Source organism: Flavobacterium shii (genome assembly GCF_025847235.1).
Classification (GTDB): Bacteria; Bacteroidota; Bacteroidia; order Flavobacteriales; family Flavobacteriaceae; genus Flavobacterium; species Flavobacterium shii.
Genome location: NZ_JAOZEW010000015.1, coordinates 42,204 through 64,004 on the forward strand (window position 1 = coordinate 42,204; position 21,801 = coordinate 64,004).

Consider the following 21,801-nt stretch of genomic DNA (forward strand, 5'->3'; position numbering starts at 1 on the left):
TATGAGAAAGATAATATTTAGCCTCATCATTATTTCTTTTGTTTTTTTAGGAATGAGTTTCCATTCTCCTAAAAAAATAAATATTGACGGCGATAATAAAGAAAATGAAGCCTACATTGATTCGATGATGCAGAATGCACTTAAAAAAGGCTTTTTTCCGGGAGCACAAATTATTGTAGGAACTGGAGATTTTAACTTGATTTCCAAAAATTATGGCTATCATGATTATACTAAAAAGCAATTAGTAAAAACAGACGATGTTTTCGATCTGGCTTCGATGTCTAAAGTTTTAGGAGCAACGCTTGCTACAATGCGCTTGGTTGGAGAGAACAAAATAAAACTCACAGATCGAGTTGGAGAAATTGTTCCGTTTTATAAGAACACGGCCATTGCCGATTTAACGCTTTTTGAACTCTTGACGCATACTTCGGGTTTAACACCAAGTATTACTTTTTACCAAAGTTTACTTTCTACGCCAGACGGATCGCCTTTATTAAGGGATAAAAAATCGGAGAATTATCCGGAATTGTTCGATAATATGTATGTGAACAAAAACATCATCTACGATTCAAAATATCTTGTTTTTCAACCAAAAGAAAATTGGGTTCAGATTTATAAAAACATGTGGCTGAATCCGGAATTTTATAAAACGGTTTATGCGCAGATTGCAACAGCAAATACAAATCCAAGAGGAAAATATGTATACAGTGATTTAAATCTGCTTTTGGTGAAACAAATGATAGAAATCAAAACAGGCAAAAAATTAGATCAGCTGACAAATGAAATTTATAACGAATTAGGAATTTCAAAAATTGGATACAATCCGCTAAAATGGACTTCGATCGAAAACGTAATGCCGACTGAAGTAGATAATTTTTTCAGAAAAGATACCGTTAAAGGTTATGTGCACGATGAAGCTGCGGCGATTTTTGGTGGAGTTTCTGGAAATGCTGGTTTGTTTGCCAACGCAGAATCGATTGCCGTTATCTGCAAAATGCTAATGAACAACGGGAATTATAAAGGAAAACAAATTCTAAAAGCCAAAGTCGTAAAAGAGTTTACAGATTCTCCGCTTGCAAAAGAAGGTATTTATCGCGGATTGGGTTTTGATAAACGAAAACCAGATGAATTTTTTAAAGCAAATGATTTTGGACATACTGGTTTTACGGGAACTTTTTTCTTTATGAACCGGGATACAAACAGATTTCTGATTATTTTAACTAATCGCGTAAATCCAACCAGAACAAACAGATTAATGTATAAAGATGATTTTAGTGCTAAAATTTGGAGGCAAATTAATGAGTAAGGATTGGTCACAGATTATTTGTCGCCACGAATTCACGAATTAAATCTGCTCAATCTGCTCAACAAAAATCTTTTTAATCCTTTAATCTGTGGCAAAAAAACTAAATACTATGAAAAAACTAATTATAATATGCATACTGATCACGACAGTATCTTTTGCGCAAAAAATAAAAACAGGCGCAGAAAATTATACTGAATATTTGCCTTTGCTAAAAGGGAAAACTATTGGTATAGTTACCAACCAAACGGGAATTATTGATGATAAAATCCATCTTGTCGATTTTTTGGTTGAGAAAAAAGTAAAGATAAAAACTATTTTTGCACCGGAACACGGTTTTAGAGGTACTGCCGATGCTGGGGAAGACGTATCGGATGAAATCGATTCAAAAACAGGTTTGTCGATTACTTCCCTTTACGGGAAAAATAACAAACCAAGTCCAGAACAATTAAAAGGAATTGACATCATGGTTTTTGATTTGCAAGATGTTGGAACACGATTATATACGTATGTTTCTACGATGCACAGAATAATGGAAGCATGTGCCGAGAATAATATTCCGTTAATAGTATTGGATCGTCCGAATCCGAATATTGGTATTGTGGATGGTCCTGTTTTAGATATTGCTTTTCAAAGCGGAATAGGAATGCACAGAACTCCTTTACTTCACGGAATGACGCTAGGCGAAGAAGCCAAGATGATTAATGGAGAGAAATGGCTAAAAGATGGGATTCAATGTAAGCTGACCGTTATTCCGTGTTTGAATTATGACAGAAGCATGAGTTATAGTTTGCCAGTAAGACCTTCTCCAAACTTGCCTAACGACCAATCGATTAATTTATATGTTAGCTTATGTCTTTTTGAAGGCACCAATGTAAGCATGGGACGTGGAACCGAAAAACAATTTCAGATTTATGGATCGCCTTATTTACCAAAAAGTGATTTTGCTTTTACTCCGAAACCGAATTTTGGAGATAAAGATCCACTATATAATGGAGTAGAATGTAATGGAGAAGATTTGTCGGCAATTCCGAGAATTAATAAACTAGAAATTAAATGGTTGATTAAGGCATACCAAACCACGGCAGATAAATCTAAGTTTTTCGACAAAAGAAAATTCTCTATACGAGCAGGAAATGAAAAATTGCAACAACAAATAGAAACAGGAACCTCCGAAGAAGAAATCAGAAACAGTTGGAAAGAAGGTTTGCGAGACTTTAAAAAAATGAGAGTGCAATATCTGATTTATAGCGATAAATAAGAAAAAAAAAACATAAAATCCACTCAATTGAGTGGATTTTATGTTTTATATACTTTTTTAAATTACTATAACTAGATTTTGTAATACTCACTTTTACTGACTAGAATTACTTAATAATTATCGTTTTCTATAAACAAGAAAAACAAGTTTTTATTTAGGAAAGATTAGGAGACATTTGCAGTCGTTAGATTCAAAAATCTAATATTCCCAAAATAAAAAAAACAAATTTAAATTAACCTACAATGATTACAAACATTAAAAGGTGGCTCTTTGCCAGCTTATTAATTACAGGTTTTCTCATTTTTACAAGTTGTAATGATGACGACCAATCTACTGCTTACAATGCTAGTTATTTACCAAGTATTGACGCAACAAATTTACCGATTGGAAACAGATCTATGACAATGTTTGAAGATGACGAAAGTCCTTCAAAAATGTACGATAAGCAAGATCGTTGGTTTCGAGTAAATGAGCCTATGCAAGTAATTCAAAAAGGAAAAGATTCAGTACAGATTTCTCTTTATTCGCCTGTTGGACTTACAGATGTAAGAATCTATGCTAAATTGGCTAACTATGACAAGAAATTTTTGATTTATAATTTCACCAAAATCCCTGCTTTTCATCGTTCGTTTCATCAAATTCCTATGGTCGCTGGAAAAAATGATTATTTACTGGAAACAGGAAATGCGGTTACAATTGATAAAATTACTGGTTTTTCTTCTGGTGCAATTGAATTTTCGGTTGAGTCAAGTGATCCTTTATTTGCAAAATTCAAAAAAATTAAGTCTTCACATTTAGTTCAGTTCAATGATGGATATCATATTAACGAACTTGGTAAATATTTGCCAATGAATCCTGTTTTGGCTAAGGAGGCGATTGCAATGATTATTAACTATTCGTATGCCTTAAGCCACCCAATATACTACGATACCTTTATTAATTTTAACAGATATAAACAAGAGCAAGCTACTCAGGCGGGTACAGTTGTAAACGGAGCAACCGATTGGCATGGTAATAATGAAGATGTTGATGGAAAGTATGATTATCTTCCTAAAACCGAAATAGAGAAAATATATTGGAACTATCTTGACAATAGAACCGTTTATATGGCAATGGTAGGTGGCGATTCTGCTTGGGGAGGCGGTCCATTAGCTTCTCAATGGGAATCTGGTTATGTAACAGGTCATTGGGTTGGCGAAATGTCAGTTTGGTCGCATGAATATTCTCACCACATTGGTTTCAGCCATAGTAGCAACTTAGCCAATAGTGGTGAAGGTGGTGGACAACAAGAAATGTTAACCCATTTTTACAAATACTTAATTTACCTAAAAGACCTTCCTTTTACTGATCCAGAAGTATTAAAAGGATGGACCAAAACAAAATATCTTACTGGTACTTATAAAAAACCAGTTTTTAATATTAATCCAAAAAACCCATTCTTATTAAAATATAAAGGAGATGGAAAATGGAATTAACATATCAAATCAAAATGAATAAAATAATTTTTTTTATATTATTACTTTGCCTTTTTACAAATTGCAGCAAAGATTCTTACGATGGAAATTCTCCAAATTCTAGTTATTATTACCCTACTGATGAAGCAACAATTACAGCAAGTCAAATTGGAAATGGAACTGGAAAGTTTGATCCTAAGGGTATTGCTGTAGCAAATGGCAAATTGTATATATGTAATGGTGACGTACTTGAGGTTTTCAATGCTGAAACATTGGCTTACATAAAAACAATAACAAACTACACCAAAGGAACTACTACAATTCCGTTAACGCAACTTTCTTCAGTATGTGTTGATAATGGCAGAATTTATATTGGAAGTGTTGAGTCCAGACTTTTTGTTATTGATGAAGTGACAAATGCTGGGATTAGTACAGTAGGAAACGGTCAGTGGTGGGAAACTTTTGTGCACGTTTTTGGAGTTGTAGTTAAGGACGGATTGGTATTTGTTAAAGAAAAAGAAACTAGTATTAAAGTTTTTGGAACATCACAAATTACCGATAAAAGTGAATGGGATTTAGCTCCTATTGCTAAATTAAATACCTTAAAAGGTTATGACGAAGTTTATTCAATGGATGTTGCAGATGGAAATTTAGTTGTAGCCGGGAGAAATGCAAAGGGATATTTGTATTATAACATTGCTGGTATTCGTGCCAATGCTAAATTTTCGCTTGATAGTCCTATACAACCAGTAGTAACACCCTTTGGAGAGGCAAAACCCCTTGCTGTAGCTATTAGTACAGATTGGGCTATTACATCGGAAAATGTTGGGGACTTGAATTATCTACGTCTTTATCCTAAAAGAGAATTTATGGATAAAATTTACAAGCCAAGAGTAAATGCTTCGGATGTTATGGGGGCAAATATTTTTGGAAGTATTGTAAGTACAGCACAACTTAATGATCGTCTTTTTTTAGCAGATAATACAAATAAAAAAATAAGAATAATTAAGCTTAATCAATCAGCAATTACAGAGCAAAGATAAATTAGTCATATTTATAGAAGAGATTCCTATTTAAAACCACTCATTTGAGTGGTTTTTTATTTTATGTATTTAGGCAAATAATGCATCCCGATTTTAATATGTAAAGCAAGGCTAGATTTTTTTGTGGTTATAAAGGTTTGATTATTTAGTTTTAATTCTAAATAGATATGTTTAAATTGCATACTCAATTTAATTCGGAATAATTAAAAAATATATTTTATGAAAATCATTTTATCAATACTAGCATTTATTGTACTTGGGTTATCTCCAACTTATGCTCAAAAATATTTACAACCATCAAATAAGTATATGAAGGAATCTGTTAAAGGTGTTAGCGTTACATATAAAGACGGTTATATAATCATAAAAAATAATTCAAAATATGATTTGGGAGGTTTTGAATATTTCGGCTGATTATAGTGGATATAGCGATATAAATGGGATGGTATTTTTTGAAGATTTAGCAAAAGGAACTACCCAAAAACAGAAAATGGAATTTAGTACTTTTAAAGATGATAAACATATTGATTATAAAACACTAAAACCCGAACTACTAACATTTTCTTATTTTAAAGCAGTAAGAGATAAATAATTGTAATATTTTAATGGTGAGTACTTTTTGATTATGTCTAATGAAATGTTACTAAATTTTATTTCGAGTGTAGTTAGTTTTAAAGTTACTTTGTAGTAAGATAATAGAAATAAAAAATGGAAAAGACAGATAAAATATCAATTGCTACTGGGAGAAATCAATGGTTTATACTAGCTATTATTATCTGTACTATAATTCCTGTGGCTATTGATGCTACTATTTTGCATGTCGCTATTCCTACACTAACATTGTCTTTGGGAGCGTCAGGTAATGAAGTGCTTTGGATTATAGATGTCTACCCACTTATTATGGCAGGTTTGTTATTACCAATGGGAGTTTTGGGAGATAAAATTGGACATAAAAAATTACTGCTATTTGGGATAACTATATTTGGATTAGCATCATTTTTGGCTGGAGTTTCTTCTACACCAACATTTCTGATTTTATCACGTGGATTTTTGGCATTAGGAGGAGCAATGATAATGCCAGTTACTCTTGCTATAATTAGTCAAACATTTACAGATGATGTAAAACGTGGTACAGCATTGGGAATTTGGGCAGCCATAGGTACTGCTGGAGCTGCAGTAGGCCCTGTTATTGGCGGGATCATTGTTGAAAATTATTGGTGGGGAGCGGTATTTTTAATTAATATTCCGTTAATTTTAATTGTTATTCCATTAATATGGATTGGTATTCCAAAAGGAATATCAAATCCTAATAAGCTTTGGGTTTTAAAAGATGCAGCTTTAGTATTAATTGGTGTAATTTTATTTGTTTATAGTATTAAAACTGTTTTTAAAGAGGGACATCCTTTATGGATAAGTATTGTCATTGGAATAGTAGGATTTATCTTTTTGCGATTGTTTTTTAAAAAACAAAAGATATCATCTTCACCAATGATAGACATGGAATTGTTGCAAGACAGAAGAATTCTTTTGGGAATGTTGTTATGTTTTGTTCCAATGTCGGTTATCGTAGGTTTTGAGTTTTTATTGGCACAAGAACTTCAATTTGTGCATAAATTAAGTCCGATAAACGCAGGATTATTCATGCTTCCATTTGTAGCATCTTCAGCTATAGCCGGACCAATTACTGGGGCAATAATGCAGAGAATTGGTTTCAGAAATGTTATAATTACCGTATTGTCTTTATCATCATTGTCTTTCTTTATGTTAAGTCGTCTAAATTTTAGTTCGCTTACAGGTAGTTTATTATTTTGGTTAATAACTTTAGGATTTAGTCTAGGTATGGTATTAGTAGCTGCAACAACAGCTATTATGTCTGCTGCGCCATTGGATAAAGCAGGAATGGCTGGTTCTATGGAATCGATCTCTTATGAACTTGGAACTGGATTAGGGATTACTTTTTTCGGAATTATATTATCTCAAATTTTTATTAAAAAGTTTGTCATCAGTGAGGAGTTGTTAATTGAATTACCAAAACAAGTGAATAATTCGATTGGTGATGCAATGATTGTTGCGAATGAAATAGGAGGTGAGAAAGCCGAGATAATAAAGAAAGCTGCCATGACTGCTTTTCAAGATGCGCATAATATCGTTTTAATTTTGGCAGGATCTGTATTGGCTATTTTAACCTTGATTTTGGTATTTATATTGCCTAAAGAAAAGAAGTAAAGTCACTTACATCTTTGTTCTTAAAGCATCTTATCCAGCAGGAAATGAAGAAGGTATTTATAATGTTGATTATGATATTAATTGGAAAGAGTTACCAAAATACAAAAATAAATAGTAAAAAAATATGTCTGGATTAACTCTCTAAATTTTTTTTTTGTCCTGTTATTTATAAATGAGATTGTTAACTTTGTTTTGTTCTAATATAATTTTAATTTTTTAAACAATAAAAATTATGGATAATCAAGATTTTACCACAATTATTTTAGTAGACCAAAATCCAAAAGAAGTATTTGATGCAATCAATAATGTTCGAGGTTGGTGGTCTGAAGAAATCGAAGGAGATACAAATAAATTGGGGGATGTGTTCACCTACCATTATAAAGACGTTCATATTTGTAAGGCGAAATTAATAGAAGTTGTTCCTAATAAAAGAGTTGTTTGGGATGTTTTGGAAAATTATTTTAGTTTCACTGAAGATAAAAGCGAATGGATAGGGACACAAGTTATTTTTGAAATTCATACTAAAGGCAACAAGACCGAAATTCGTTTTACGCACCATGGTCTGGTTCCTGACTATGAATGCTATGATATTTGTTTTAACGCTTGGACCAATTATATAAATAGCAGTTTATACAATTTAATTACTACAGGTAAAGGTACTCCTAATCCGAAAGATGAAGTAGATAGTAATTAATTTACATGAGTTGTTTTAATTATATAAGTATAAGTTCATTTAAGTTTTATACTCATTAGTCGGGCTTATATTTACTTGCATAACTTATATTGTTAACTTTTTGTTTACTTTTACTTTCACAAGAAACTTCCAATTATGCAAATCAAAGTAACTTCATCTCTCAATTTTATTTTTTTTATAAGTACTCTTTTCTTTGTTGTTCCTATAAATGCTCAAAATGAAACCTATGCAAGTGATGTTAAACAGGTTATCGTAGATACGACTTTCGTTAATTTAAAAGATTACAGTAAGGATTTTGTGTATGATATGAAGTATGCTACAGAAGATAATTTTCTTAAAGCTAAGGTTTATGATTGTGCCGAATGTTATTTGCGTTTAAAAACAGTAAAAGCATTAGTAGAAGCGAATAAAAGCTTTATGAAGAAAGGATATAAAATCAAATTGTTTGATTGTTACAGGCCTTTATTTATTCAAAAAAGGATGTGGGAAATAGTTTCAAACCCCAAGTATGTAGCCGATCCAAAAAAAGGCTCCATCCATAATAGAGGAGGAGCCGTAGATATTACTCTTGTTGATCGTAACGGTAAGGAATTGGATATGGGAACTCCTTTTGATTTTTTCGGTAAAGAAGCCAGTCATAATTATACCGATTTATCGGATACTGTGAAAGCCAATCGACAATTATTGAAAAAAATAATGATAAAATACAATTTCAATTCCTTTGATTCGGAGTGGTGGCATTATAATTTAAAAGCAGGTTTAAATGACAAAGTTTCGAATACAAAGTGGAATTGCGATTAAATTATTCTACACATCTTATATTATCCATAAAAAATGTTTCAGGGCGATATACCTTGTTATTTAATTCTGATGTGAATTCTTTTTTCATGACATAATCTTCAGTATCGGTTAAGTATTTGATACGTATCATGGAGATAGGAGAGGTTTTTAAATCTTGAAAATTATCTTTTAAAAACATAAAAGTACCTGGCGTTACTCGGTTATCAAAGCCTTTGTCATCACGAATTAATGATCCGCAATTTTCTTGGTCAATATGAATTAAAGTTACTATTCTTCCATTACTTAATTGTAAAAATAATTTTGAATTCTTGTCAAAGCAATTTGCTTTAGTAAAATCTTTACTTTTTTTAATCATTTGCACATTTAGTGTTGGTAAACCATCTGTTTGTGCCAAAGAAAAGAAGACATAACTCGCAGTTCCTGCAAAGTTTTTTTCGGAAATCATTGTTTCTTTGGTAGCTTTATAAGTTCCTAAAGAATCGGTAACGTTTACAGAGTATTCGCAATCTTTTTGGGCAAATAAATTAAATGTTAATAAGAAGAAAGTTAAAGTAATTAGTTGTTTCATTTGGTTATATTTTTTTACAAATTAAAACTATTTTATTGTCATTTTTATCAGTTGTAAAAAAACAATATGAATTTCCACCATCTTTTATTTTCCATTTTTTTCGAATGGTTTCTACGTTATCAGGAAAATTCCTAGTAGTGATATTTGCCTGTTTATTGGAGAGGTATAATTTTATTTCATTTTTGGTGTACGAAATAGTGTTTTGAATCTCAAATGCTCTTCCGGGAAATTCAATTAAATCATCTGAAGTGTATAAATGGGAATGTTTGTGGAGCTTGTCTATTTTATAAATAGAACTCACTTCATCAAATCCTCCCGATTTCATAATTGCACTATTGGGTTCATATAAATATTTTTTGGGAAGCTCGTAATTTACAAATTCAGGTTCTTCATTTAATGCAAATTCAAAAGTATCTGTTTTGACCTTTAGAATATTAGCAGTTTTTAATGTTATTTTACCAAAATAGTCTTTGTGTATCTCCCATAATAATTCTTTAACCTCATTTTCGAGAGCAATTATATGAATGTTTTTTACATTTTTTAGTTCAGCTAGTCCAGCAGAAATGTCAAGTAAAGGAGCAGTTTTTATTAAGATAGAATTTGAATTTGTAAAATAGAAATCTAATAAATCAGGTACGTTCGGCAAGCAATCTTTTAGCATGAATACTTTTCCTTTCGCATCATTTCGTCGGGAAGGATCAATATAAATCCAATCCCATTTTTTATTTAGTTTTTTTAAAACATCAAAGCTATCTTCGGCATAACAAGTGCAATTGTTAACTTTTAATTGGTTAAAATTGTGCTGCACAATTGCCGATAAATCCTTGTTTATTTCGCAATGTACAACTAGTTTTGTTTTTTGGGAGAAATAATAGTCATCTACGCCAAAGCCACCGGTTAAGTCTATCAGGCTTTCGCCCGAAACTAAATTGGCTTTATATTCGGCTGTTTTTTCTGATGACGTTTGTTCAACAGATATTTTACTTGGGTAGATTATATTTTCGGTAGCAAACCAAGTCGGTAATTTGTCTTTTGCTTTAGCTTTAGCTTCAATTTGATTTAATATAGTTATCCATTCTATTTCCGGAAAGGGATTTTTTTGAAGAGCTAATTTTGGAATAGATTCATTAACTTTTTTATTTATAAAATCCTGAACAGAATTATGTAAAAGGGATAAACTCAAAACTATATTTTTTCGGTTAATACAATAACAACTTTATTGTTTGGAAAAAATTCTTTGGCTATAACTTTAAGGCAGGTATAAAATGGAATTGCAATAATCATTCCGACGATTCCAAAAGTTATTCCGCTTATTAAAGTAATTAAAAATATTTCCAGCGGATGCGAATTTACACTTTTTGATGAAATAATTGGTTGACTTACGTTATTATCAATCGCTTGAACTACTAAAAAGCCTACTACAATGTATATTGTTTTTGGTAAAATTTCAGTTTGAAAATCACCACCAATTAAACTTAGCATCGTTAAAATAGCGGCAAGTATAGTTCCGATTATAGGACCAACATATGGAATGATGTTTAGAACAGCACATAAAAAGGCAATTACAAAAGCATTTTCACTTCCAAAAATAACAAGCACAATGAAATATAGTATGAATACCACGGTTAATTGTAGTAACAAGCCTATAAAATAGCGTGTTAATAGGTGGTTGATTTTGGTAATTGAGTTTAATATTTTATCTTCATTTTTATCTGGTAACACCCTCTTTGCATTTTCTTTAAATATGCTTTGATCTTTAATAAAGAAAAAAGTAATAAAGAATACAGAAACCAGTCCCATTCCAAAACCAGCCAGCATATTTACGATAGAATTAATGAAAGCAGTAAAATAGCTAAAATCGAGTTTTGAGGTTATTTCAGGTTTCTTTAATAAAGTTTGCCAGTCGAGGTGCTGTAAATTGAAATAGCTCTCAAAATCGCGTTCTATCAATAAAAATTGTTTTTGGAGACTGTCAGTATCTAACAGGGAAAGATTATTTGCCTGAGAGATGATTAAGGGGACAAATAATAATATGAAACCAATCATCATTAATATAAAAAATACGATAGTTGTTATGGCAGCAAAGGAACTATTGAATTTTAATTTTTCTTTTAAGAATTTTACAAATGGGTTTGCTATTAAACACAAGATTAGGGATACACATAGGTATACAATTACAGTTTGAACTTGATATAAAAAATACAAAATAAGAGATACACCCAGTATAGTTGTTATGGCCCTTAAAATCCCGTTTGAAATTACTTTAGATGTAATCATAGTTTATTTTCTTTAGAGCATAAATATAGAAAAAAGAAGGGAAAGATTACATTCTTAAAATAAAAAAAGCGAGATATTTAAATCTCGCTTTTAATAATTATTAACTCATTAAATTATTAGTTTTTATTTTAGATACCAAAAGCAGCTCTAGCTCCTCCAGTTACAAATATTGCAGCCATTCTAGATTTTTGACCTAAAGTGAACATATACATTGCATTATCATCTGTATAATCCATATAGTTCATAGTCATTTCTACAGGAGTTCCTGTACAAGTGCTATAATGTGGATAAGCAGGTACACCATAATTTGCAGTATTGTGTGTAGGAGTATCACTTACTAAATCGCTTCCACAAGTTGCATCTCCCCAGATATGACGAAGGTTCATCCAGTGACCAACTTCATGAGTTCCAGTTCTTCCTAAGTTATATGGAGCAGCAGCAGTACCTGATAATCCAAAATATTTAGAATCAATTACTACGCCATCTGTAGCAGATGCTCCACCAGGAAATTGTGCATAACCTAATATTCCACCACCAATTGTACAAGCCCATAAATTAAGCTTTGTAGTTGGAGTTGTTGGATCAAGACCACCAGAGGCAGTTTTTTTCATGGTATCAGTAGTTCCCCATGAAGTTTTTGTAGTAGATTTTCTGATAATTTGATCTAAAACAAAGCTAATTTCAACATTTGCTTTTACTCCAGCGAAAAGTGTAGGAACACTTCCGTAATCAGAGTTAGCAGCATTAAAATCTTTGTTTAAGACATCAATTTGTGTTTGAATTTGCGCGTCAGAAATATTTTCTGCGGTAGTTCTATACAATACATTTACCACAACAGGAATTTGAATTTTTCCATTTACTAACTTTCCAGTTAATATTTTGTTTTCAGTAAATGCTTCGATTTGATTCATTCTGATAGCTAATGTAGGATCAGCTTTCAATTGTGCTTCTAGAACATCTTGTGTTGCGCAACCACGTTGTGCAATTGTTGCTGAAGCTTCAAGGTTTTTAGATTCGGTTTGGTCATTTTGACACGAAAAAAGCAGCAACGCTGCAAATGCAGATAAAACAATCTTTTTCATAATAGTTTGGGGTTTTGTTATAAAAAATTAGGTTGGTTAATAATTAACGCAATTTTATAACAAAAAAATCTAACAGGCAAAAAAATATTATGATTTTTTTTGTCAGAATTTTAAAATCCCTTGCATACCTTAGTTCTTACAAAAACAAGCGCCTTAAAATTAAGATGTAAATTCATACAAAGCTATACTTGCAGCTTGCACAACATTCATACTACTGTTTTTTCCAAACATATTAATGTGAACTATTTGACTCGAAATTTTTAATAATTCTTCTGAAATTCCATTTATTTCGCTTCCGATTATTAAGGCTATTTTTTTGTCTTTTGGTACTGTAACTTCTTTTAGCGGTTTACTCGTATTGGTGATTTCCAAAGCGATGATTTCAAAGTTGTTTTCAAGTAAATGTGCAATTAAATCTTCTGTTTTTTCAATAACAACATGAGGGACATGAAGATGCGTATTACGGGAGGTTTTGTTAATTTTTCTTGGGGTTAGTGGAATGTCTTTTCCTAAGAAAATAATATTTTCAACACCAAAAGCTTCACTGATTCTAAAAAGTGAACCAATATTTTGTTGAAAGTAAATATTATCGCAAACTAAAGTAATTGGAAATGTCTTTCTTTCAAATTGTATTTCTTCGTGAGTTAACTGCACTTTATTTAAATTAATTGGTAAAGATATAATTGATAATATTTGCTCCCATTTTTAGGGCTTTTAGACGAACTTCTAATGGGTCATTATGCACTTCGGCATCTTCCCAGCCATCTCCAAGGTCACATTGGTAGGTGTAAAGTAATACTAATTTATTTTCGATAAAAATTCCAAATGCCTGTGGTCTTTTTCCATCATGTTCATGAATCTTGGGTAAGCCATTTGCAAAAAGAAATGGTTTCTGAAAAATAGCATGACTCGCAGGAAGTTCTATCAATTCATTATTTGGGAATATCTTTTTTATTTCTTTTCGAATATATTGATCCATGCCATAATTATCATCTATATGAAGAAATCCTCCGCCATATAAATAATTACGAAGATTCGTAACATCGGTATCACTAAAAACTACATTTCCATGTCCCGTCATGTGTACAAAAGGATAGGATAATAAATCTGGATTGCCCGGTTCAACAGTCCCAGGTTTTGCTTTTATTCGGGTATTTATATTTGCGTTACAAAACTTTATCAAGTTGGGCAAAGAAGTAGGATTTGCATACCAATCACCACCTCCGCTATATTTTAGTAAGGCTATTTCTTGCGAAAAAGAAGAAATTGAAATAAATAAAAACAGCAAAAATAGTTTCTTCATAATGACAAAGTCTATGATTAGTATTTTTTTTAAATTAAATTGTTTCATTAAAGAAAGCAACACTATGACAAGCAACCATTGCGGCAGTTTCGGTGCGTAATCTTGTATTACCTAATGAAACTGGTTGAAAATTGTTTTCAATGGCTAATGCAATTTCTTTTTCCGAAAAATCACCTTCGGGTCCAATAAGTAATGTTATATCTTCATTTGGCTTTAAAACAGATTTTAGTGATTTTTTATCAGTTTCCTCACAATGTGCGATTAATTGCAAACCACTATTTTTACGTTTTACAAATTCTTTAAATGAAATAGCTTCATTAAGTTTAGGAAGATATAATTCGTTTGCTTGTTTCATGGCAGATAATATAATTTTTTCAAAACGCTCAATATTAATTACTTTACGTTCCGATCTGTCACAAATAATAGGGGTGATTTCTTGTACTCCTATTTCGGTAGCTTTTTCCAGGAACCACTCGTAGCGATCATTCATTTTTGTTGGAGCAACAGCAATATGCAATTTATATTTTGATGCAGGTGCTTTCTCGAACGAAATTATTTTTACAGTACATTTATTATCAGAAGCCAATGTAATTTCGGTTTCAAATAAATAGCCCAATCCATTTGTTACGTGTAATATATCGGAATCTTTTTTTCGCAATACTTTTATAATGTGTTTGCTTTCTTCTTTATCAAAAGAAAATTCCTGAGTCGTTTCGTCAATATTTGGATTATAAAATAATTGCATAGTTTAAAATTGTATTCGTGCTTTAGAAACAACAGCTGAAGTTTCAAATTGTTTTGATAAATATTTTTGATAACCTACAATTCCAATCATTGCAGCATTATCGGTAGTGTATTCGAATTTTGGAACAAAAGTTTTCCAACCATATTTGCTTTCGCTCTCTTTAAGCCTGTTTCGAATCCCAGAATTGGCAGAAACACCTCCACCAATAGCAATTTGATTAATTCCGGTTTCTTTTACCGCCAATTTTAATTTATCCATTAAAATTTCGATAATTGTATATTGTATAGAAGCACAAATATCATTTAGATTTTCTTCAATGAAATTTGGGTTTTCTATTTTTTTCTTCTGAATAAAATATAATATGGCTGTTTTTAAACCAGAGAAACTAAAATCTAATCCCGGAACTTTTGGTTTTGTAAACGGAAATGCTTTTGGATTTCCTAGTTGTGCATGTTTATCGATAAGCGGACCACCGGGATAGGGAAGACCTAGAATTTTGGCGCTTTTGTCAAAAGCTTCTCCTACTGCATCATCGGTTGTTTCTCCAATTATTTCCATGTCAAAGAAACCGTTCACCTTAATGATCTGCGTATGACCACCACTTATAGTTAATGCCAAAAAGGGAAACTCAGGTTTGTCGTATCCTTCTTCATCGATAAAATGAGCCAAAATATGGGCGTGCATATGGTTAACCGCAATTAACGGAATTTTCAGCGCCAACGCCAATGATTTACTAAAAGAGCTTCCTACAAGCAATGATCCCATAAGACCTGGACCTTGTGTAAACGCGATTGCCGATAATTGTTCTTTTTTTATATTTGCTTTGTTAAGAGCTGCATCAATCACAGGGACAATGTTTTGTTGGTGTGCTCTCGACGCAAGTTCGGGTACAACACCGCCATATTGTGTGTGAATCATCTGGTTAGCAACAACATTTGATAATACTTTGTCGTTATGTAAAACTGCCGCTGCAGTATCATCGCAAGAACTTTCGATAGCAAGAATAAAAACCTCAGGATTTTGCATGTAAAGGCACGAATTTTGAATTATATTTGACGAATCAAATTTTTAAATTTTTTTATTTAAAAGCAGAAGCCAAAATTAAAGAATTTTTATCAAAGGAACCTTCCTTTGTTTGCTCTAAATTAAATTTAAAGAAAAACTAAAAAGCAATCAGTATCAGAAAAATAAAAAAAATAGTATCACGTTCCTTAATTGGACTAATTCTACTTTTGTTAGTACTGGCTATTGCATTGTCCTTACCCGTCGTACAGACGAAAATAGCAAACTATATTACCGACAGTTTAAATTCGGATTTTGGAACTCATATATCTGTCGAAAAAGTATCTGTAAGCATTTTTGGAGGTGTAAAACTCAGGAAAGTGTTGATTATGGATCATCATAAAGACACTTTGATCTACTCCGATTTAGTTAAAACTAATATTTTGGCAGTTAAAAGAGTTCTTGATGGCGATTTGATTTTTGGAGAAATCCGCCTTACAGGTTTACTCTTTAATCTGAAAACGTATAAAAAAGAAAAGAAAACCAATCTTGATGTGTTTATTGATGCATTCGAAACTGGAAAACCCAAAAAACCTTCTGCTAAACATTTTTTGCTTACCGCAAAAGATGCTTATATTACCAATGGACATTTTATTTTAACCGATGAAAATAGAGTAGTTCCCAAGGATGTTGATTTCTCTAAACTAAATGCACATATTAGCGATTTTAAACTATATGGCCCCGATGTGAGTACAAGGATTCATAAATTATCATTTTTGGATCACAGAGGTTTGTATGTTGCTAATTTAACTTCAAAATTTAGCTATACAAAAAAACAAATGAAGTTAGAGAAATTGGGCATTACAACCAAATATTCCAAAATATACGGTGCGGCTACTTTAAATTATCATATAGAGGATTTTGCAAAATTTACAGATAAAGTGCAATTTGATGTTGTTCTGGATTCGGCTAATATAGGTTCAAATGACATTCGTTATTTTTATAAAGAACTGGGAAAGGATCAATACTTTAAGGTAAAATCAAAAATTGACGGTACTTTAAATGATCTGAATTTAAAGCATCTTAAATTATCCGATTTAAATGGATCTATTATAAACGGTGCTATTAATTTTAAAAATCTTTTTGGCAAAAACGGACAAGAATTTCTTCTTAATGGGAAATTCGATAAGCTTTCATCCAGTTATAATAATCTAGTTGTTTTATTGCCAAATGTTTTAGGTAAAAAACTACCTAAAGAATTAATAAAACTAGGTAAATTCTCGCTCACAGGAAAAGCAAAAGTGTCTACAACTTCATTGGATACTGATTTTTCTATGACAACCGATTTAGGTAATGGTTCGATTGATCTTAATATGGAGCATATCGACTTTATTGATAAAGCTTCTTATTCGGGAAATATTGTTTTGGAGAATTTTGATGTAGGTGCTTTACTTGCACGAAAAGATTTAGGGAAAACATCCCTTAATATTGATATTGACGGGAAAGGATTTACTGAGAAATATCTGAATACGGTAATAAAAGGAGATATTCAAAAACTGTATTACAATAATTACACCTATAATAATATAGTTGTAAATGGTAATTTTAAGCTACCACATTATAAAGGACAAGTTTCTATTAATGATCCTAACTTGAGTATGACTTTTGATGGTTTAATCGATCTAAGCAGAAGAGATAGTGAATATGACTTTCATATTAATGTTGAAAATGCCGATTTACATAAACTTAAATTTATAAATGATTCTATATCTAAGTTTAAAGGGGATGTAGTTGTTCATGTTTCCGGTAATACGATCGAAAATCTTCAAGGAGATATTAGTGTGAAAGATGCGGTATATCAAAACCCAAAATCGACTTATAACTTTGATGAAGTAAAAGTAAGTTCTGTTTTTGATGCTGATAAAGTACGTACTATTACAGTAAATTCTACCGACGTTGTTGATGGAGAAATTGTAGGTAAGTTTAAATTTAACCAATTAGAGAATTTAGTAACAAACTCAGTTGGTAGTTTGTATGCCAATTATAAACCCTTGAAGGTTAGTAAGGGACAGTTTTTGCATTTTAATTTTACTATTTATAATAAAATCATCGAGATATTTTATCCGGAAATAGAACTAGCGACAAATACTGTTGTAAAAGGGAAAATTGATGCCGATAAACAGGATTTTAAATTAAAATTTAATTCGCCTCAAATTAAAGCTGCTCAAAACACATTTGATAATATAAGAATAGCTGTAGATAATAAGAATCCTTTGTATAATACTTATATAGAGCTTGATAGTATTAAAACTAAATATTATAAAGTACGCGATTTTAGTTTGATAAATGTAACCATGAAGGATACCTTATTTGTAAGGTCGGAATTTAAGGGGGGATCAAAAGGAGAAGATTATTTTAATTTTAACTTGTATCATACTATTGATAAAAATAAAAATAATGTCATAGGAATTAATAAATCCGAACTTAAATTTAAAGATTATTTATGGTATTTGAATGAAAATGATACTCCCGATAATCAAATAGTTTTTGATAAAAAATTCAAAAATTTTGACATCGATAATATTGTTCTTTCGCATGAGAATCAAAAAATAGAACTGGTAGGGGAAATTAAAGATACCGATTATAAAGATTTAAAATTAAGCTTTAAGGATGTCGATCTTAATAAAATTACGCCTACTAATGATAAGCTCGTCTTAAATGGTAATATTAATGGTGAGGTTAACTTTAAGCAGAAGAAAGCAGTTTTTCAGCCAACAGCTTCTATTGTTATCAATGATTTAAATGTAAATAAGACAGATCTAGGCGCGCTAAAGTTTAATATAGAAGGTGATGAAAACTTGAAAAAGTTTACTATAAATTCGTCTATTGAAAATAAAGAGCTAGAAATGTTTAAGTTGTTTGGAACTTTTGAAATTATAAACAAACAGACGATACTGGATTTACAACTAAAATTTGATTCATTTAATCTAGCAGCTTTAAATTCCTTAGGAGGAGATGTATTGTCGAATATAAGGGGGTATGTTTCGGGTAATTCGGCTATAATTGGTAATCTTTCAAGACCAGATATTAACGGGCGTTTATATCTGGATAAAGCAGGAATGACAGTTCCTTATTTAGGTATAGATTATGAATTAAGTGATAAAACAATTGTCGACGTAACCGATGAAAAGTTTTTGTTTAGGAATAATACGATTACAGATTCAAAATATGGTACCAAGGGAATCTTAAATGGTAGTATTGAGCATAATAATTTTACCGATTGGAAGCTTGATTTAGATATCAGTTCTAAAAGGTTATTAGCATTAGATACCAAAGATAGTGATGATGCTGCCTATTTTGGGACAGCATTTATTAATGGTAAAGCAACTATAAAAGGACCTACATCTTCTTTGTTTATTAAAGTTGATGCTAAATCGGAGAAAGGAACGTCTGTAAAGATTCCTATCAATGATGCACAATCGATGAGTGATAATAGCTTTATCCATTTTGTTACAGCCAAAGAAAAATACAACTTAGTTAATGGAATAATAGAAAAAACAAGAAACTATAATGGTCTTGAATTAGAGTTTGATTTTGATATTACGCCAGATGCAGAGGTCGAAGTAATTTTAGACAGGAACTCTGGGCATGGAATAAAAGGTAAAGGATTCGGATCGTTATTATTTAAAATTAATACACTCGGAAAGTTTAATATGTGGGGGGATTTCCAGGCATACGAAGGAACGTACAACTTTAAGTATGGTGGTTTAATAGACAAGAAGTTTACTGTGAAAAAAGGAGGTTCCATCTCTTGGGAAGGAAACCCTATGAAAGCACAGTTAAATCTAGAAGCAGTATATAAAACATCAGCAAATCCTGCTGTATTATTAGAGAATTCTTCTTTTAGTAAAAAAGTACCTGTAGAGGTCGTTATTGGTATTCGTGGAGATTTAACAAGTCCGGAGCCAGATTTTAATATCGAGTTCCCAACCGTTAGTAATGTGTTAAAGTCTGAGATTCAATACAAACTAGTCGATAAAGATGTTCGACAAACACAAGCATTGTATCTATTGTCTTCTGGTGGATTTTTAAGTCCTGAGGGAGTGAGTCAATCTGATTTTTCAAGTAGTTTGTTTGAAACGGCAACTAATTTATTGGGAGGAATTATTCATTCTGATAGTGATAAAATTAATATTGGTTTTACATATACCTCTGCAGACAGAAGACTTGGTCAGGAAGCCGATGGACAATTTGCGGCTACTATTTCTTCTCAAATCAATGAGAGAATTAGTATAAACGGTAAAGTTGGAGTACCGGTAGGGGGAATTAATGAATCGGCTATCGTTGGTGATGTCGAGGTACAATATAGAGTGAATGAGGATGGAACGATGAACCTGCGCTTGTTTAACAGAGAAAATGATATTAATTATATAGGGCAAGGAGTTGGTTACACTCAAGGTATTGGGGTTTCTTATGAAGTAGATTTTGATACTTTTAGAGAATTGGTAAACAAAATCTTTAAAGATCATAAATTAGAACGTGCCATTAAAACATCTACAACAGATGATATGCCGGATTCTTCAATAAATCCTGATTATATTGATTTTTCTAAGACCAAAAAGACGAATAAAAAAGACAAAGACAAAGATCAAAATCAAGAAAAGGTAAAAGTTAATGATCAGGGATTAATTCCAGAAGAAGATTAATGTCTTTTGTTTATTATTATGTTATAGTTTGGTCATGTTTTTTTTATACCTGTCGATTTCCTTATCTTTAAATTTGATATAGTTTCAAATTCAAATTTTATAACTCTTCAATAACATTTTGTTATTTTTAAATTATCAATTAAAATAAATGTCTTTTTTTATTTTATTGATTTTTTTTAGTATCGGAAAACTTATTAACGAAAACGTTTGAATTTAACATATTTTATTAACTTATTATAAATATAGCCCGAAGAGTGGTGAATGTTTGCTAATTTTACACTTTAATACTTAAATAATGCCAAAAACAATAAAAAAAGTTGGTGTTCTTACATCAGGAGGAGATTCACCAGGAATGAATGCGGCCATTCGATCAGTAGTTCGAACTTGTGCTTACCATAACATAGAATGTATAGGAATTTATAGAGGCTATCAAGGAATGATTGAAGGAGACTTCAAAGAGATGGGACCTCGAAGTGTAAATAATATTGTAAATAAAGGAGGGACGATTTTAAAATCGGCTCGCTCATTAGAATTTAAAACTCCCGAAGGTAGAAAAAAAGCACATGAAAACCTTTTAAAAGCTGGAATCGATGCTTTGGTTGTAATAGGTGGTGATGGAAGCTTTACCGGAGGTCTACTGTTTAATTCTGAATATAATTTCCCAGTAATAGGAATCCCTGGAACTATAGATAATGATATTTTTGGTACGAGCCATACTTTAGGATATGATACGGCTTTAAATACTGTTGTAGAGTCTATTGATAAAATACGTGATACTGCAAGTTCTCATAACCGTTTATTCTTTGTAGAGGTAATGGGAAGAGATGCAGGGCATATTGCTCTTAATGCAGGAATCGGAGCAGGTGCAGAAGAAATTCTTATCCCTGAAGAAGATTTAGGTTTAGACAGATTACTAGAGTCACTTCAAAAAAGTAAAGCTTCTGGAAAATCATCTAGCATTGTTGTTATTGCAGAAGGTGATAAAATTGGTAAAAACGTATTTGAATTAAAAGATTACGTAGAAGCAAATTTACCAGAATATGACGTAAGAGTTTCTGTTTTAGGACACATGCAACGTGGAGGCTCACCTTCTTGTTTTGATCGTGTTCTTGCGAGTAGATTAGGTGTAAAAGCTGTAGAATCTTTACTTGAAGGAAAATCAAATTATATGGTTGGTTTGCAAAATGACAAAGTGACTTTAACGCCTTTAGAACAAGCTATTAAAGGTAAATCTGAAATAGATAGAGAATTGCTACGCGTTTCTGAGATCATGTCAACATAAAAATATAGATTAAAAAAAATTGAAGTTTATTGTGAGGAAATTAGACTTTGAAAA

At 31.5% G+C, this 21,801-nt stretch carries 19 protein-coding genes; 11 read left to right on the forward strand and 8 right to left on the reverse strand.

Annotated features, from left to right (window positions below):
• The first annotated feature begins 1 nt into the window (after position 1).
• The 9 genes from OIU83_RS14340 (at position 2) to OIU83_RS14380 (ending at position 8,782) form a co-directional block, all read left to right on the forward strand.
• On the forward strand, positions 2 to 1,306 hold the full coding sequence (locus tag OIU83_RS14340) for a serine hydrolase domain-containing protein (RefSeq protein ID WP_264206956.1): 1,305 nt from the start codon (positions 2 to 4) through the stop codon (positions 1,304 to 1,306).
• Positions 1,307 to 1,415: 109 nt separating this feature from the next.
• Positions 1,416 to 2,564 carry an exo-beta-N-acetylmuramidase NamZ family protein gene (locus tag OIU83_RS14345; RefSeq protein ID WP_264206957.1) on the forward strand — a complete coding sequence of 383 codons (1,149 nt, stop codon included), beginning with the start codon at positions 1,416 to 1,418 and terminating at the stop codon, positions 2,562 to 2,564.
• A 242-nt stretch (positions 2,565 to 2,806) separates the two neighbouring features.
• A complete protein-coding gene (locus tag OIU83_RS14350) occupies positions 2,807 to 4,039 on the forward strand; it encodes a hypothetical protein (protein ID WP_264206958.1) in 1,233 nt (410 codons plus the stop codon).
• A 14-nt stretch (positions 4,040 to 4,053) separates the two neighbouring features.
• A complete protein-coding gene (locus tag OIU83_RS14355) occupies positions 4,054 to 5,061 on the forward strand; it encodes an NHL repeat-containing protein (protein ID WP_264206959.1) in 1,008 nt (335 codons plus the stop codon).
• A gap of 219 nt (positions 5,062 to 5,280) precedes the next feature.
• A complete protein-coding gene (locus OIU83_RS14360) occupies positions 5,281 to 5,475 on the forward strand; it encodes a hypothetical protein (RefSeq protein WP_264206960.1) in 195 nt (64 codons plus the stop codon).
• On the forward strand, positions 5,444 to 5,653 hold the full coding sequence (locus OIU83_RS14365) for a hypothetical protein (RefSeq protein ID WP_264206961.1): 210 nt from the start codon (positions 5,444 to 5,446) through the stop codon (positions 5,651 to 5,653). Before OIU83_RS14360 ends, OIU83_RS14365 begins: the two co-directional genes overlap by 32 nt.
• A 116-nt stretch (positions 5,654 to 5,769) precedes the next feature.
• Positions 5,770 to 7,287 (forward strand): MFS transporter, encoded by a 1,518-nt coding sequence (locus OIU83_RS14370; protein WP_264206962.1) that lies wholly within the window; start codon positions 5,770 to 5,772, stop codon positions 7,285 to 7,287.
• A 232-nt stretch (positions 7,288 to 7,519) separates the two neighbouring features.
• A complete protein-coding gene (locus OIU83_RS14375; RefSeq protein WP_264206963.1) occupies positions 7,520 to 7,981 on the forward strand; it encodes an SRPBCC family protein in 462 nt (153 codons plus the stop codon).
• A gap of 135 nt (positions 7,982 to 8,116) precedes the next feature.
• Complete coding sequence (locus OIU83_RS14380) at positions 8,117 to 8,782, forward strand: M15 family metallopeptidase (protein WP_264206964.1); 666 nt, start codon at positions 8,117 to 8,119, stop codon at positions 8,780 to 8,782.
• Between the two features lies 1 nt (position 8,783).
• Here the strand turns inward: OIU83_RS14380 and OIU83_RS14385 are convergent, their stop codons facing one another.
• From OIU83_RS14385 to tsaD, 8 genes are all read right to left on the reverse strand, one after another.
• Positions 8,784 to 9,350 (reverse strand): hypothetical protein, encoded by a 567-nt coding sequence (locus OIU83_RS14385; RefSeq protein ID WP_264206965.1) that lies wholly within the window; start codon positions 9,348 to 9,350, stop codon positions 8,784 to 8,786.
• 4 nt (positions 9,351 to 9,354) lie between these two features.
• Complete coding sequence (locus OIU83_RS14390; RefSeq protein WP_264206966.1) at positions 9,355 to 10,533, reverse strand: class I SAM-dependent methyltransferase; 1,179 nt, start codon at positions 10,531 to 10,533, stop codon at positions 9,355 to 9,357.
• 2 nt (positions 10,534 to 10,535) lie between these two features.
• Positions 10,536 to 11,627, reverse strand: a complete 1,092-nt coding sequence (locus tag OIU83_RS14395; RefSeq protein ID WP_264206967.1) for an AI-2E family transporter — start codon at positions 11,625 to 11,627, stop codon at positions 10,536 to 10,538.
• Positions 11,628 to 11,755: 128 nt separating this feature from the next.
• Positions 11,756 to 12,709 (reverse strand): zinc metalloprotease, encoded by a 954-nt coding sequence (locus OIU83_RS14400; protein WP_264206968.1) that lies wholly within the window; start codon positions 12,707 to 12,709, stop codon positions 11,756 to 11,758.
• Positions 12,710 to 12,868: 159 nt separating this feature from the next.
• Positions 12,869 to 13,363 (reverse strand): TrmH family RNA methyltransferase, encoded by a 495-nt coding sequence (locus OIU83_RS14405; RefSeq protein WP_264206969.1) that lies wholly within the window; start codon positions 13,361 to 13,363, stop codon positions 12,869 to 12,871.
• Between the two features lie 10 nt (positions 13,364 to 13,373).
• Positions 13,374 to 14,012, reverse strand: coding sequence for a DUF4159 domain-containing protein (locus tag OIU83_RS14410; RefSeq protein ID WP_264206970.1), 639 nt, complete (start codon positions 14,010 to 14,012; stop codon positions 13,374 to 13,376).
• 34 nt (positions 14,013 to 14,046) lie between these two features.
• Positions 14,047 to 14,757: a 16S rRNA (uracil(1498)-N(3))-methyltransferase gene (locus OIU83_RS14415; protein ID WP_264206971.1), complete on the reverse strand. Its 711-nt coding sequence runs from the start codon at positions 14,755 to 14,757 to the stop codon at positions 14,047 to 14,049.
• 3 nt (positions 14,758 to 14,760) lie between these two features.
• Positions 14,761 to 15,783, reverse strand: coding sequence for a tRNA (adenosine(37)-N6)-threonylcarbamoyltransferase complex transferase subunit TsaD (tsaD, locus tag OIU83_RS14420; protein WP_264206972.1), 1,023 nt, complete (start codon positions 15,781 to 15,783; stop codon positions 14,761 to 14,763).
• A 206-nt stretch (positions 15,784 to 15,989) separates the two neighbouring features.
• Here tsaD and OIU83_RS14425 point away from each other — a divergent pair, with 206 nt between their 5' ends.
• Positions 15,990 to 20,465 (forward strand): translocation/assembly module TamB domain-containing protein, encoded by a 4,476-nt coding sequence (locus OIU83_RS14425; protein WP_264206973.1) that lies wholly within the window; start codon positions 15,990 to 15,992, stop codon positions 20,463 to 20,465.
• A gap of 295 nt (positions 20,466 to 20,760) precedes the next feature.
• Positions 20,761 to 21,747 (forward strand): 6-phosphofructokinase, encoded by a 987-nt coding sequence (gene pfkA / locus OIU83_RS14430; RefSeq protein WP_264206974.1) that lies wholly within the window; start codon positions 20,761 to 20,763, stop codon positions 21,745 to 21,747.
• Positions 21,748 to 21,801 lie beyond the last annotated feature (54 nt).

Coding starts and splice junctions, on each gene's coding strand:
- OIU83_RS14395 (WP_264206967.1), bottom strand. CDS start 11,627: ATGATTACATCTAAAGTAATTTCAAACGGGATTTTAAGGGCCATAACA.
- OIU83_RS14360 (WP_264206960.1), top strand. CDS start 5,281: ATGAAAATCATTTTATCAATACTAGCATTTATTGTACTTGGGTTATCT.
- OIU83_RS14400 (WP_264206968.1), bottom strand. CDS start 12,709: ATGAAAAAGATTGTTTTATCTGCATTTGCAGCGTTGCTGCTTTTTTCG.
- OIU83_RS14355 (WP_264206959.1), top strand. CDS start 4,054: ATGAATAAAATAATTTTTTTTATATTATTACTTTGCCTTTTTACAAAT.
- tsaD (WP_264206972.1), bottom strand. CDS start 15,783: ATGCAAAATCCTGAGGTTTTTATTCTTGCTATCGAAAGTTCTTGCGAT.
- OIU83_RS14340 (WP_264206956.1), top strand. CDS start 2: ATGAGAAAGATAATATTTAGCCTCATCATTATTTCTTTTGTTTTTTTA.
- OIU83_RS14350 (WP_264206958.1), top strand. CDS start 2,807: ATGATTACAAACATTAAAAGGTGGCTCTTTGCCAGCTTATTAATTACA.
- OIU83_RS14375 (WP_264206963.1), top strand. CDS start 7,520: ATGGATAATCAAGATTTTACCACAATTATTTTAGTAGACCAAAATCCA.
- OIU83_RS14385 (WP_264206965.1), bottom strand. CDS start 9,350: ATGAAACAACTAATTACTTTAACTTTCTTCTTATTAACATTTAATTTA.
- OIU83_RS14345 (WP_264206957.1), top strand. CDS start 1,416: ATGAAAAAACTAATTATAATATGCATACTGATCACGACAGTATCTTTT.
- pfkA (WP_264206974.1), top strand. CDS start 20,761: ATGCCAAAAACAATAAAAAAAGTTGGTGTTCTTACATCAGGAGGAGAT.
- OIU83_RS14365 (WP_264206961.1), top strand. CDS start 5,444: ATGATTTGGGAGGTTTTGAATATTTCGGCTGATTATAGTGGATATAGC.
- OIU83_RS14410 (WP_264206970.1), bottom strand. CDS start 14,012: ATGAAGAAACTATTTTTGCTGTTTTTATTTATTTCAATTTCTTCTTTT.
- OIU83_RS14380 (WP_264206964.1), top strand. CDS start 8,117: ATGCAAATCAAAGTAACTTCATCTCTCAATTTTATTTTTTTTATAAGT.
- OIU83_RS14370 (WP_264206962.1), top strand. CDS start 5,770: ATGGAAAAGACAGATAAAATATCAATTGCTACTGGGAGAAATCAATGG.
- OIU83_RS14415 (WP_264206971.1), bottom strand. CDS start 14,757: ATGCAATTATTTTATAATCCAAATATTGACGAAACGACTCAGGAATTT.